Here is a 12850-nt window from a genome sequence, read left to right as displayed (position 1 = left end):
TTATCGTGAGTGCCTTGTGCGGCATGCCGCGGTCGCCCGTGAACGCACAGCGGCCGGCGCCGTCGGGGCCGACGGTCTCCTCGGCGCAGGCCACGGTCAGCTCGCGGTGCAACTCCCTGTTGGCATCGGTGAGATACGGCACCCCTTCACGGGCGGGCCCGGCGTGCACGAGGAGGCGTCGACCACCGGCGGCAGTGCCGCCCGCGGTCCGGCCCCGGGCTGCCTCCACGACGCGCTGCGCTGTCCGCACCGCATGCCTCAGCAGCGGCGCTCCGGCATACCGTTGACCAGAGCGGTCAGCAGCCCGCCGAGCACCTCGCGCTGATCCGCGGTCAACGGAGCCAGGATCTCCTCAGCGGCGGCCTTGCGCGCGTCGCGCAGCGAACGGAGCACGGCGCGGCCCTCCTCGGTGATCTCGATGCGGATCACCCGGCGGTTCGTCGGGTCCGGGGCGCGGCGCACCCGGCCGCTCGCCTCCAGGCCGTCCACCAGCGTGGTGACCGCCCGCGGGACGACGTCCAGACGCTGGGCGAGATCGGCCATCCGGGGCGGACCGTCGTAGTGCGCGACCGTGCGCAGCAGCCGGAACTGGGCCGGTGTGATACCGATCGGCTCCAGCTGGCGGCTCTGGATGCGATGGAGCCTGCGGGTGAGCCGGAGCAGCTGCTCGGCCACCTGGCCGTCGGAATCGGGGGAGTCCATGGGGGAACAATATCAGGACCCCGTTCATTGTGAATAGAGGTAACAATGAGCTAAGCTCCGTAAGATCTGTTCCATCCCCTCAGCCGCACGCCTCCGCCCGAAGCCTGCCGGCCCCACGCTGTCGAAGGAGCTCATGAAACCCGACGAACCCACGTGGGCACCCCCCGCCGGTGATACCCAGCAGCCGCCCGCCGAGCTGCGTCGCATCTTCCGCCTCTTCCGCCCCTACCGCGGCAGACTCGCGGTGGTGGGGCTGCTGGTCGGCGCCTCCTCGCTGGTGTCGGTCGCCTCTCCGTTCCTGCTCCGCGAGATCCTGGACACCGCGATCCCCCAGGGGCGCACGGGGCTGCTCACGCTGCTGGCGCTCGGCATGATCCTCACCGCCGTGATGACCGGCGTGTTCGGCGTCCTGCAGACCCTGATCTCCACGACGGTCGGCCAGCGCGTGATGCACGATCTGCGTACCGCCGTCTACACCCAGTTGCAGCGGATGCCGCTCGCCTTCTTCACCAGGACACGCACGGGTGAGGTCCAGTCCCGCATCGCCAACGACATCGGCGGAATGCAGGCGACCGTCACCTCCACCGCGACCTCGCTGGTCTCCAATCTCACCGCGGTCATCGCCACCGTGGTCGCCATGCTCGCGCTGGACTGGCGGCTCACCGTCGTCTCGCTGCTCCTGCTGCCCGTCTTCGTGTGGATCAGCCGCCGCGTCGGCCGTGAACGCAAGAAGATCACCACCCAGCGCCAGAAGCAGATGGCCGCGATGGCGGCCACGGTCACGGAGTCGCTCTCGGTCAGTGGCATCCTGCTCGGCCGCACCATGGGCCGCTCGGACTCGCTCACCCGGGGCTTCGCCGAGGAGTCGGAGCGTCTGGTGAGCCTCGAGGTGCGGTCCAACATGGCCGGGCGCTGGCGGATGTCGACGATCGGCATCGTGATGGCCGCGATGCCCGCCGTCATCTACTGGGCGGCCGGTCTCACCCTCCAGTCGGGGGCCACCGCGGTCTCCGTCGGCACGCTGGTCGCCTTCGTCTCGCTCCAGCAGGGCCTGTTCAGGCCGGCCGTGAGCCTGCTCTCCACCGGCGTGCAGATGCAGACGTCTCTCGCGCTGTTCCAGCGGATCTTCGAGTACCTCGACCTCGACGTGGACATCACCGAACCCGCGGAGCCCGTCCGGCTGGAGAAGATCCGCGGTGAGATCGCCTTCGAGGACGTCACCTTCAGCTACGACGAGAAGAGCGGCCCGACGCTGAGCGGCATCGATGTGACCGTGCCCGCCGGCCACAGCCTCGCCGTCGTCGGCCCCACCGGCTCGGGCAAGTCGACGCTCAGCTATCTGGTGCCGCGGCTGTACGACGTCACCGGCGGCCGGGTCACCATCGACGGGGTCGATGTCCGGGACCTGGACTTCGAGACGCTCGCCCGGGCCGTCGGCGTGGTCTCCCAGGAGACGTACCTCTTCCACGCCTCGGTCGCCGAGAACCTCCGCTTCGCCAAACCGGACGCCACCGACGAGGAGATCGAAGCCGCGGCCCGCACCGCGCAGATCCACGACCACATCGTCTCCCTGCCCGACGGCTACGACACCCTGGTCGGTGAGCGCGGGTACCGCTTCTCGGGCGGCGAGAAGCAGCGGCTCGCGATCGCCCGCACGATCCTCCGCGACCCGCCCGTGCTGATCCTCGACGAAGCGACCAGCGCCCTCGACACCCGTACGGAACACGCCGTGCAGCAGGCCATCGACGCGCTGTCGAAGGGCCGCACCACGCTCACCATCGCGCACCGGCTCTCGACCGTCCGCGACGCGGACGAGATCGTTGTCCTGGACGGCGGCAGGGCAGTCGAGCGCGGTACGCACGAGGAACTGCTGGAGCAGGGCGGACGTTACGCCGCGCTCGTCCGCCGCGACGGCCTGCCCGCCCCGGTGGTCGCCTCGTAAGGCGCCGTCCGGGGCCGCGGGCCGGGCGCGCCGAACGCCACCGTGGGCGTGCACGCGTCGGCCGAGGGCGGCTCGCGGGGCCAGGGCCAAGGAGGCCGGAGACGTGCTGCCGGTGCACCACGCCGGACTGCCGCCGGACCTTCCGGCGCGGCCTGGGCGAGGGCCCGGCCCTGTGCCCTCGGTCAGGCGGGCACGCTGTCCGTCCGGTCGCTGCTTCCCTCGTTGCCCGTGCCGTCCGTGTCCGTGCCCTCCGTGTCCGTGCCGTTCAGCAGGCGCATGACCGAGCGGACCGCTGCCCGTCCCGCCCGGTTGGCGCCGATGGTGCTGGCCGACGGGCCGTACCCGACGAGGTGGACGCGCGCGTCCCGTACCGCCCGGGTGCCCTCGACGCGGATGCCGCCGCCCGGCTCGCGGAGCTTCAGCGGGGCCAGATGGTCGACCGCCGCCCGGAAGCCGGTCGCCCACAGGATCACGTCGGCCTGGACCGTACGGCCGTCGGCCCAGGCCACTCCGTCCGGAGTGATCCGTTCGAACATGGGGAGCCGGTCGAGAATCCCTTCCTCGCGTGCGCGCCGGATGGCGTCGTTCACCGGCAGCCCGGTCACGCTCACCACGCTCCGCGGCGGGAGCCCGCGCCGTACGCGCTCCTCCACCATGGCCACGGCGGCCCGCCCCTGTTCCTCCCCGAAGGGGCCCTCCCGGAACACCGGGGGCCGGCGCGTCACCCAGTACGTCGCGGCCGCCACCTCGGAGATCTCCATCAAGTGCTGGGTCCCCGAGGCCCCGCCGCCGACCACGACCACCCTCCGGCCCGCGAACTCTCCGGGCCCCGGATAGTTCGCGGTGTGCAACTGCCGTCCCCGGGAGGTGTCCTGACCCGGGTAGCGCGGCCAGAACGGCCGGTCCCAGGTGCCCGTCGCGCTGATCAGCGCCTGCGGGGCGTACGTACCCTCGGACGTCTCCACGAGCAGCCGGCCGCCCTCGCCCTCGCGTACCGCGCTCACCTCGACCGGCCGGTGCACCCGCAGACCGAAGCGGTTCTCGTACGCGTCGAAGTAGGCACCGATCACCTCGGAGGACGGGCGGCCGTCGTCAGCGCCCGTGAGTTCCATCCCGGGCAGGGCGTGCATGCCGTGGACCTTGCCGTACGTCAGCGAGGGCCAGCGGAACTGCCAGGCGCCGCCGGGCCGCGGGGCATGGTCGAGCACGACGAAGTCCCGGTCGGGCTCCAGTCCGGCGCGACGCAGGTGGTAGGCGGCGGACAGACCCGCCTGACCCGCGCCGATCACGGCCACGTCCAGCTCACGCACCCCAGAATCGTTCACGCTTCTACCAACTCTGGGTGGGTCCTGGATCTTCCCGACGGTGCCATCCGCACCACCGGCGTCAGAATGGGGCCATGCCCGATTCCTTCGCCACCCACATCCTGGACATCGCCACGGGACGGACCGAGACGGTCACCGACCTCACGGCCGACTGTGAACGCTTCCTCGCGGACGCGGCCCACGGCCGGGACGGCCTGCTCAACGTCTTCGTACCCCACGCCACGGCCGGCATCGCCGTCCTGGAGACGGGAGCCGGCAGCGATGAGGACCTCCTGGCCGCCCTGCGGACCCTGCTCCCCGCCGACGACCGCTGGCGCCACCGCCACGGCAGCCCGGGCCACGGCCGCGACCACGTGCTGCCCGCCCTCGTACCGCCGCACGCGACGTTGCCGGTGATCGGCGGGCGACTTCAGCTCGGGACGTGGCAGTCGGTGTGCCTGGTGGATACAAATCGCGATAATGCAAACCGTCACGTTCGTCTGTCGTTCTTCGGGTAGGGCTGCATCTGCCGTCACTGTAGGAGTGATGTCCCCGGCCCGGTCCGATGCGCAGCGCTGCCCCCGGCCGGGTGCCACACCGACAAGCTCAGGCGCTGGGGACCCGGACGTCGAGGACGTCGCCGTCCAGGATGCACGAGGCCGGGCGAGCCGCCATCGCCGCGTACCGCACCGGGATCGTCCCGCGGTCGTCTCCTGATCTCTTGTCTCCCCGTCAGACGGAAGACTTCAACTGGCCTGATGCGGTACCCATGTGTGACAACGGGGCTGTACGTTGCGGTGAGAAGAGTCGAGGCGACGTGAGGGGCAGGTGGGGGCTTTGCTCACCGAGGCGTTGGCCGCGCTGGCTGCGGCAGGCGGCGGGGCGGTGGTCCAGGCTGCGGGGACCGACGCCTGGCATGCGGCGCGGCAGCGGGTCGCCGAGCTGTTCGGCCGTGGCGACGCGGAGCGGGGACGGGCCGAACTGGAGCGGCTGGACCGGACGGCCCGGGCCCTGGAGCCGGGCGCCGCCACGGACCCGGGGCGGGAGCTGCTGCGCCAGGAAGGAGTGTGGCAGGAGCGGTTCGAGGCCCTGCTGGAGTCCCTCGACGCGGAGGACCGGGAGCGGACAGTCCAGGACTTGCGCGCCCTGCTGGCCTTCGTCGCCGACGCGGGAGGCGATACGGCGCTGGCGACCGGGAACGCCTTGGCGCGGGACGGCGGCAGTGCCGTGACCGGGGTGAGGCGACAGGGCGGCGGGCGGGCCGCACGAGCTGTGAACACCGGGGACGCAGAGGCCATCGGCGCGGAGTCCAGCGCGATCAGTGGCATCGTGGCCGAGTAGACGGCAGGGACCGCGGTATGGCCAAGTGGCGATGGGGCAGAAGACACGACCCCGGCAAGCGCACCCTGGCAGGGGGCACGGCGGGCGGCGTCGAGCCCGCGCAGCAGGTGTCGGGCAGCGGAAACGCCAACGCGACGCACGGCGGTATCGCCGTTACGGGCATCTACAACGACCATTCCAGCGTGGTGCTCCCCCCGGAGGCGGTCCGGCCCGTATCCGAGGTGAAAGCTCGACCGGGACTGGACAACCTGCCCTACCGCACCGCCCACTTCGTGGGGCGTGCCGCTGAACTGGACCGTCTCGACGCTGCCATGAAGAAGACCGGCGGCGTGTGGCTCCAGGCCGTGCACGGGCTCGGCGGGGTAGGCAAGAGCACGCTGGCCGTGCACTGGGCGGCCACGCGTGCCCGGAAGTACCGTCTCGCGCCCATCCGGTGGATATCCGCGGACAGTGCGGCGAGTGTGGAGCAGAGCCTGGCCGCCCTGGCCACCGCTCTGCAGCCTGCCGCCTCCAAGGCGCTGACGGTGGAAGCCCTGGCCGAGTACGGGATGCAGTGGCTGGCCACGCATAGCGGCTGGCTGCTCATCCTGGACAACGTCAACCACCTCGCGGACATCGCCCCTCTCTTGGCTCGTCTGCCCCATGGGCGCTTTCTCATCACAAGCAGACTCGCCACGGTGTGGCACGACGCCGCCGAGGTCATCCGGCTCGACGCTCTGCAACCGGACGAATCGCTGGCCCTGCTCACCCGCATCGCGAACGCCGGCGGCGGCGGCAGGGACCTGTCCGGAGCAGCCGAACTGTGCGCGGATCTGGGCCATCTTCCCCTAGCCGTCGAACAAGCCGCCGCCTACCTCGCCGAGAACCCCCTGCTGACCCCGACCACCTACCTGGACCTGCTCCGGCAGAACCCCGGCCCGCTGCACCAACAGGGAGGCGAGGGCTTCACCGTCGCCGAACGCACCATCGCCCGCATCTGGCGCGTGACGTTGGACCGTATCGGCGAACGGCAGCCGATGGCCGCCGACCTGCTGCGCACCCTGGCCTGGTACGCGCCTGACAGCATCCCCGTCGGGCTCCTGGACAACGAGGGCGACGAACCGGTCGCAGTCGCCGGCGCGATCGGCGTCCTGAACGCGTACAGCATGATCACCGTGGATCCCGACGCGCGAGCTCTCTCCGTCCACCGGCTGCTCCAGTCTGTCGCCCGGACCTCCGACGCCGAAGACCCGCACCGCACGCCCGGCCTCATCACTGAAGCCCGGGGACGTGCGACCGCCGCACTGGAGGCCGTCGTCCGGCCGACCGATTGGCAGGACCCCGCTACCTGGCCCACCGGACGCACCCTGCTCCCGCACATGGACGCCCTGGCCGACCACATGCCCCCGTCCGCCGACACCGGCACCACGGCACGGCTCCTCGATCACGCCGGCGTGTTCCTCATCAGCCAGGGGCTCGCCACCCGAGCCACCACCCACCTCCGCCGAGCCCTCGACCACCACGAGCGGGAACGCGGCCACGACGACATCCGTACGCTCACCTGCCGTCACAACTTGGCGCACGCCCAGGAGGCGTCGGGGTACCTGAATCGGGCCATCCTTATGTACGAGCTGGTTCTGCGCGACGAGGAACGCGTTCTGGGGCCGACGCACCAGCTCACGCTGGCCAGCCGCATCAACCTTGCCGACGCCTACGGTGCCGCGGGCGACTCGGACCAGGCGCTCGCACTGCTCCCGCAGAATCCTGAATACGGTCCACTTACCGGCCCGCTTCCCAGTGCACCCGACGGCGACGAGAGCCTCTCCGCCCTTGCCGCGCGGAACACCCTCGCCCGTACGCAGCAGAAGGCGGGACGACACGACGAGGCCGTTCGCCTGTACGAGGAAAACCTCGACGCCTGCGCCCGCGCGTTAGGTCAGGACCACCACCTCACCCTGGTGACGCGGAACAATCTGGCGGCCGCGCGCGCCGGATCGAAGGATCCGCGTGAGGCCGTCCGCCTCTTCGAGGGGATCTTCGGCGACATGGATCGGGTGCTCGGGGAGGAGCACCCCGACACCCTCCTCGTACGAGGCAATCTGGCGGGCGCATACCGGGAGTCCGGTGAACTCGACCGGTCCATCGCGCTGTTCGACGAGACACTGCCGGTCATGGAGCGCGTGCTCGGCGAGAACCACGGTACGACCCGCGCCGCCCGAGTCGCCCTCGCCCTCGCATGCCGGGCGGCCGGCGACACGGACCGAGCAGTGCGCCTCGCCACTCCAGGATCGGATCCGCCGGCCGGTCATGGAACACAGGCGGCGCGCCGTACGAACCGCACCGATCCCGGTGAGGCGGCGGCCCCTGCCGCGGACGGGGGGCGCCTCGACACCCGCAAGGCCGACATCGGCTACGGGTTGCTGGCCGTCGGCGACGCGGATCGAGCCGTTCCACTGTTCGAGCAGGTCGTCAGCGACGATCGGCACCGGCTGGGCGAGGACGAGCCCAACGCGCTCACCGCCCGCCACAACCTGGCAGTGGCTCACCTCATGGCGGGTACCCCTGAGCGAGCTGTCCCCCTCTTTGAGCAGGTCCTCCGTGTACGGGAGCGCTCACTTGGCGAGGACCATCCCGACACCCTCACCAGTCGCCGACACCTCGCCGACGCCCACCGCGAGGCAGGAGATTTCGGCCGGGCCGTCCCGATGTACGAGCGGACGTTCCACGCGCGGTCACGGATTCTCGGCGCCCACCACGCGGACACCCTCGCCGTCCTCGGCATGCTCGCGCACACCCATCGGCTCGCGGGCCGGCCGGACCGGGCCGCGCCCCTCTTCGAGCAGGCACTCCACGGGCAGGAGCAGGTGCGGGGCCCCTACCACCCCGAGACGCTCACCCTCCGCAACAGTCTCGCCGGAACGTACCAGGACGCGGGTCAACTCACCACGGCTGCGCTGCTCCACGAGGACAACGCCGCCGCGTGCGCCCGTGCCCTCGGGGATGATCACGAGCAGACCCTCACCGCCCGCCACAATCTGGCAGTCGCCCACGCCACCTCCGGAGACTTCGGCCGGGCCCTCCCCCTGCTCGGAGACACGTTGCAGCGACAGTGGGTGGTCCTCGGTGCGGACCACCCGGATACCCTCGCCACCCAACTGAGCCTGGCCGGCATGTGCCAGGCGGTCGGACTGCGGCGCCAGGCTCGACGCCTGTACAAGCAGACCCTCTCCACGTGCCGTCGCACCCTCGGCGAGAACCACCCCCTTACGCGAGGCGCACGCGAGCGCCTGATGTCCGCGAGGCGGACCAAGCGTGGGCGCTGAGCCGCACGGGCGGCGCACCTGTCGCCGGAAGTTCCGGATGACCATCCCGACACAACGATGAGAGCGGCGCTCCTTTCCTGGTCCGGCTGCTCGGCAGTACCGCACGCCCGGAACCTGTCCGCTCCAGCAGGGTGTGCGCGGCAACCGGTTAGCCTGGGAATCGGCGTCGGCACGAGCGGACGGATTGCCGATCGGGTCGCTGCCTCCTGGCGTCTGCACAGGGCCGGTCGGTTGGACGTCCTGGCGGCAGACGGGCTGCTCGACGAGCGCCGCGTGAGGCAGTGGGCGCAGAGGGACGGTGTGCACCTGGGCGCGAGGGGCCGGGTGACTAGCGGGGGGCCTGACTCGCCTACGCGGCGCACTGACTAGGACCAGATGATTCGGACGTCGCCGCTAACCGACAGCAGCAGGTGCGCACCGTGGTTCAGGAGAACCTGTTCGAGCTTAATCGCCCCGACTCCAGCCGGACTCGGAGCGGCCTATTCACACTCTGACCCTCGAACGCACGGGCTGTCGCACAACCGGTCGGAATGCTGCGCGCTCGGCAGGCATGGCCGGGGAGCGACGCACACCGAGATCTTGCTCCGCCGCCGAGGCTGCTATGTCGTGTCAAGCTGCGAGTTCTTCGACGTTGCCGAGTCGGTTCCGGTCGGAGCGCTCAAGGATCTTAAAGATCTGGCTCGGGCAGGTGCGAGCGTGAATTCCGCTACCTCCAGGGTCGGATAGACCTTGGTGAAGCCGGCGAACACGTGTCTGTCCACCTTCCACAGGCCCACCTGGATGAGGCCGATGTCGAGGCTCATCTCTGACAGCCAACGTGCACGGCCGCGGCTGCCACCCTTCACCGGATGCTTTGCAGGAGCGCCCCCGTGGCCGTGACGGTCCAGAACGACCACCCGTTGCGGTTCGGATTGACGTGCGGGTTGAGAGCCCGGACGGTGGCTACCGCCGCCCCGCTGGGGGATTCGTACACCCCGCGGCCGGGGCCGGAGGGGATCGTCACGGTGCGGGACGGCGGATCGTAGTAGGCGGTGGTGCGCCGGCCTTCGTAGACGGCGTGCAACTCGACGCCCTGCTCCGTGCGCAACGCCTGCACGTCTGCCTTGACCAGCGCGGGCGCGGGAGTATCCTCCGCGATCACGGTCTCGTCGGCGGGCATCTCGTCGGCGTCCTGACGGATGGCCCTCCCGTCGTAGGCGGGCAGACCCAGGAGCTCGTTGAGAACGTTGGCCAGCAGGCTCCTGCGCGCGGCCAGGAAGTCGGGGAATCGGTCCAGGGACCGCAGCTCCGGGTCGCTGGGGATCCACTGTTCCGCCAGGCGCTCCGGCGCGATGCCCGCCATGTACTCGGCGGGCAGCCTGGAGGAGATCATCTTGTTGGTCTGGCCGGTGACGAAAGCCAGGTTGGCGAGGCTGTTCCACTCCTCCTTCGCGTAAGTCCCCTGGACTCGGGCGCGAGGGAATACGTGGTGGAACTCGATCCTGGAACCGCTGTACATCGGCTGATCGTTGATGGCGATGTTGGTCGACCAGTCCCGCGCCCTGCTCCGCAGCGCGGCAATGTAGAGCAGTTTGAAGAAGGCGTGCGTGGAGTACTTCTGCTCTAGGTCCCTTGGGTGCAGTGCGCTGTCCAGGGATCGGGGGCCGGAGGCCCGGCGGATGAGCTCGGCGAACAGGTCCTCCCCGGCACGGGACCTGATCAGCCGGGCCTCCGCGTCGAGCTTGCCCTCGACCTGCAGCGAGTAGTGGCTGAAGGCCATCGCCGTGTACACCCAACGACGCAGCAGCTGCGCCTCTCCCTGACGCAGCTTGCCGCTCCGGTGATAGAGCAGCAGCGCAGGGACGATCGTGACGTTCGGCGAGGAGAGGATCTCGGACCGGGGGATCGAGCACTCGCCTTTCAGGAAGTCGATGGCGAAGCGAAGGGCCCTCTCGGTGGCGTGCCACGCCTCCTTCAGCGCGGTCTCGTCCACCTCCGCTCCGATGAGCTTGATGTGATGGGCGCCGGTGCCCGCGAGGAGGCTCATGAGGCGCAGAACGGCTTCCCTGTTCAGGTCGAAGTCGCTGTCCCGCAGTTCCTGGTGAAAGGCGTCCATGGTGTCCAGGCCGGTGGACCAGCGGGCCGCGATGGCGCTGTACACGAGATCGCCCTTGGACAGCCGTCGGCCGCCCTTGTTCAGCCGGGCGAACAGCTCGGCGACCTCCTCGTAGTCGTCGGACTCATAGGTGATGACGGCGATCTGGTGAGACCGGATGTTGTTCACCTTCTGCAGCCGCTGCATCCAGGTGCCGAAGTCCGGGTTGTCGGGGGACACCCCGGCCTTGTTCAGGACCGGATAGAACTGCACGTTCTCCTGCAGGAGCGTCGACACCGGGATCAGGAGCGGATCCTTGCGCTGCACGGCGCTCGGGGTCACGAATTCTTCGGTACGCACGTCGAAGCGCAGGTCTATGTGCCGACCGTCGGCCTTCGACTGCGGTTGGTAGACCCAGGCGAGGGAGGTCAGCCGCTGCTGTCCGTCCAGCAGATAGAGGGGTTGGTTCGTCGCTTTGTCGGTCTGGACGACGGCCGCAGTCTTGAACGGGACGTTCAGGCCGGTCTTCCACAGCAGCAGGGCGCCGACCGGGTAGCCCCGGTAGAGGGAATCGAAGAGATCACGGGTGGAGCCAGCGGTCCGGCGGCCCGCATCAGTCGTGCTACACGACGACGGCCGCACCCGGCACCCCCGCGCTTGAGCACGGCATGCACGCGTGGGGCCCCTTAGGTTCCGCGTGATTTCACATGGGCCTCGGTGATCTGCTCGGTCAGCTCGGCATCCCGCACCGCACGAGGACCGGGCAGAGCAGAACGGCGGGCATAGACGGCGGTCCGGGAGACCTTCATCAGCTCACACGCCCGTTTGACGCTGTGGCCTGCCTGCTTCTCCGCCTCGATGAACGGGTGCACCGTCACCGGGTCTCCTTCGCGAAGAAAGCTGTGCCCGCTTGAGGACCTCGGCATCCTCACGCAGCCGGCGGTTCTCCCTCCGCGAAGCGGCCAGTTCCTCGCGTTCGCTGCTGGTCAGCCCGTTGCGCTCGCCCGCGTCGACGTCGGCCTGCTTCACCCAGTCCCGCACCGCGGTCTCGGTCAGTTAGAAGTCCTTGGCCACTTGACCGATCGAGCGGTCACCCCGTCGGCACAGCCCGACGATCTCGGCCTTGAACTCCGGCGTGAACGAACGGCGAGGGCGGCGAGGCTTCTTCTTCCCCATGCTTTCCATGATGGGCATCCTCCCGGGGCTGAACCCCAGATCTCGAATGTCCGTCACAGCGGATCAAGCCCAGTTCGCGCCGGTGCACACGGAGTCGTACATGTGCGTACACGCGCCGCCCGGGGAACCCCCGCACGCCCTACCGGTGCGCGCGGGCAATGGAAATGATGAGCACACCGCACATGAACCACGTGATCCGCGGTTCCCCGTCCCCCGGCCGGGCGGACTCGCGGCGGAAGGAGTTCACGGTGTTGCTTCTCATCTCCCCTGACGGCGTCGAGGAAGCGCTCGCCTGCGCGAAGGCGGCGGAGCACCTCGACATCGTCGACGTCAAGAAGCCCGATGAGGGCTCTCTCGGCGCCAACTTCCCTTGGGTCATCAGGGAGATCCGCGACGCGGTACCGGCGGACAAACCGGTGTCCGCCACGGTGGGCGACGTCCCGTACAAGCCCGGCACCGTGGCGCAGGCCGCGCTCGGGGCGGCCGTTTCCGGCGCCACGTACATCAAGGTGGGCCTGTACGGATGCACGACTCCCGAGCAGGGTGTCGAGGTCATGCGGGCGGTTGTCCGGGCGGTGAAGGACCACCGCCCGGACGCGCTGGTCGTCGCCTCGGGCTACGCCGACGCTCATCGCGTCGGTTGTGTGAATCCGCTTGCCCTGCCCGACATCGCAGCCCGCGCCGGTGCCGACGCGGCCATGCTGGACACCGCGATCAAGGACGGGACGCGGTTGTTCGACCACGTTCCGCCGGACGTCTGCGGCGAGTTCGTCCGCCGCGCCCACGCGTCCGGTCTGCTCGCTGCCCTCGCAGGCAGCGTCAAGCAAGCCGACCTCGGTCCGCTGACCCGTATCGGCACGGACATCGTGGGCGTACGGGGAGCGGTCTGCTCGGGCGGTGACCGGAATGCCGGAAGGATCCAGCCGCACCTGGTCGCCGCCTTCCGGGCGGAGATGGACCGGCAGGCCCGGAACCACGCCGCCGACGTCCCGGCCCTGAACTGACCGCC

The 12850-nt window shown here is 70.0% G+C and carries 11 protein-coding genes and 1 pseudogene; 5 read left to right on the top strand and 7 right to left on the bottom strand.

Annotated elements, in window-relative coordinates:
• Positions 1-4: 4 nt before the first annotated feature.
• Positions 5-241 (bottom strand): annotated as a pseudogene (locus AB0F38_RS22430) (hypothetical protein); the annotation flags it as partial.
• Between the two features lie 17 nt (positions 242-258).
• Positions 259-702, bottom strand: coding sequence for a MarR family transcriptional regulator (locus AB0F38_RS22425; protein WP_361896126.1), 444 nt, complete (start codon positions 700-702; stop codon positions 259-261).
• A gap of 133 nt (positions 703-835) precedes the next feature.
• On the opposite strand from AB0F38_RS22425, the gene AB0F38_RS22420 reads away from it, so the two are divergent.
• Positions 836-2644 carry an ABC transporter ATP-binding protein gene (locus AB0F38_RS22420; RefSeq protein ID WP_361896123.1) on the top strand — a complete coding sequence of 603 codons (1809 nt, stop codon included), beginning with the start codon at positions 836-838 and terminating at the stop codon, positions 2642-2644.
• Positions 2645-2826: 182 nt separating this feature from the next.
• Here AB0F38_RS22420 and AB0F38_RS22415 read toward each other — a convergent pair whose 3' ends face one another.
• Entirely contained in the window at positions 2827-3969 is a 1143-nt protein-coding gene (locus tag AB0F38_RS22415) for an NAD(P)-binding domain-containing protein (protein ID WP_361896120.1), read from the bottom strand.
• 74 nt (positions 3970-4043) lie between these two features.
• Between AB0F38_RS22415 and AB0F38_RS22410 the strand changes: the two genes are divergently transcribed.
• The 3 genes from AB0F38_RS22410 to AB0F38_RS22400 all read left to right on the top strand — a co-directional run bounded on the left by AB0F38_RS22410 (position 4044) and on the right by AB0F38_RS22400 (position 8591).
• Positions 4044-4466, top strand: a complete 423-nt coding sequence (locus tag AB0F38_RS22410; RefSeq protein ID WP_361896118.1) for a secondary thiamine-phosphate synthase enzyme YjbQ — start codon at positions 4044-4046, stop codon at positions 4464-4466.
• Between the two features lie 310 nt (positions 4467-4776).
• Positions 4777-5289 carry a hypothetical protein gene (locus tag AB0F38_RS22405; RefSeq protein WP_361896116.1) on the top strand — a complete coding sequence of 171 codons (513 nt, stop codon included), beginning with the start codon at positions 4777-4779 and terminating at the stop codon, positions 5287-5289.
• A gap of 17 nt (positions 5290-5306) precedes the next feature.
• Complete coding sequence (locus AB0F38_RS22400) at positions 5307-8591, top strand: tetratricopeptide repeat protein (protein WP_361896113.1); 3285 nt, start codon at positions 5307-5309, stop codon at positions 8589-8591.
• 599 nt (positions 8592-9190) lie between these two features.
• Here the strand turns inward: AB0F38_RS22400 and AB0F38_RS22395 are convergent.
• The 4 genes from AB0F38_RS22395 to AB0F38_RS22380 all read right to left on the bottom strand — a co-directional run bounded on the left by AB0F38_RS22395 (position 9191) and on the right by AB0F38_RS22380 (position 11850).
• Complete coding sequence (locus AB0F38_RS22395; protein WP_361896111.1) at positions 9191-9394, bottom strand: hypothetical protein; 204 nt, start codon at positions 9392-9394, stop codon at positions 9191-9193.
• A 38-nt stretch (positions 9395-9432) separates the two neighbouring features.
• A complete protein-coding gene (locus AB0F38_RS22390; protein WP_361896109.1) occupies positions 9433-11307 on the bottom strand; it encodes a DUF262 domain-containing protein in 1875 nt (624 codons plus the stop codon).
• 44 nt (positions 11308-11351) lie between these two features.
• Entirely contained in the window at positions 11352-11543 is a 192-nt protein-coding gene (locus AB0F38_RS22385; RefSeq protein WP_361896106.1) for a hypothetical protein, read from the bottom strand.
• A 178-nt stretch (positions 11544-11721) separates the two neighbouring features.
• The gene (locus AB0F38_RS22380) at positions 11722-11850 is read right to left on the bottom strand and encodes a transposase (protein ID WP_361896103.1); all 129 of its coding nucleotides are present in this window, start codon (positions 11848-11850) and stop codon (positions 11722-11724) included.
• 239 nt (positions 11851-12089) lie between these two features.
• Between AB0F38_RS22380 and AB0F38_RS22375 the strand changes: the two genes are divergently transcribed.
• Positions 12090-12845 (top strand): (5-formylfuran-3-yl)methyl phosphate synthase, encoded by a 756-nt coding sequence (locus AB0F38_RS22375; RefSeq protein WP_361896100.1) that lies wholly within the window; start codon positions 12090-12092, stop codon positions 12843-12845.
• Positions 12846-12850: the final 5 nt, after the last annotated feature.

The sequence above is a fragment of the Streptomyces sp. NPDC025273 genome (genome assembly GCF_040638585.1).
GTDB lineage: Bacteria > Actinomycetota > Actinomycetes > Streptomycetales > Streptomycetaceae > Streptomyces > Streptomyces cinereorectus.
This window is presented reverse-complemented; position numbering and strand designations above follow the sequence as displayed.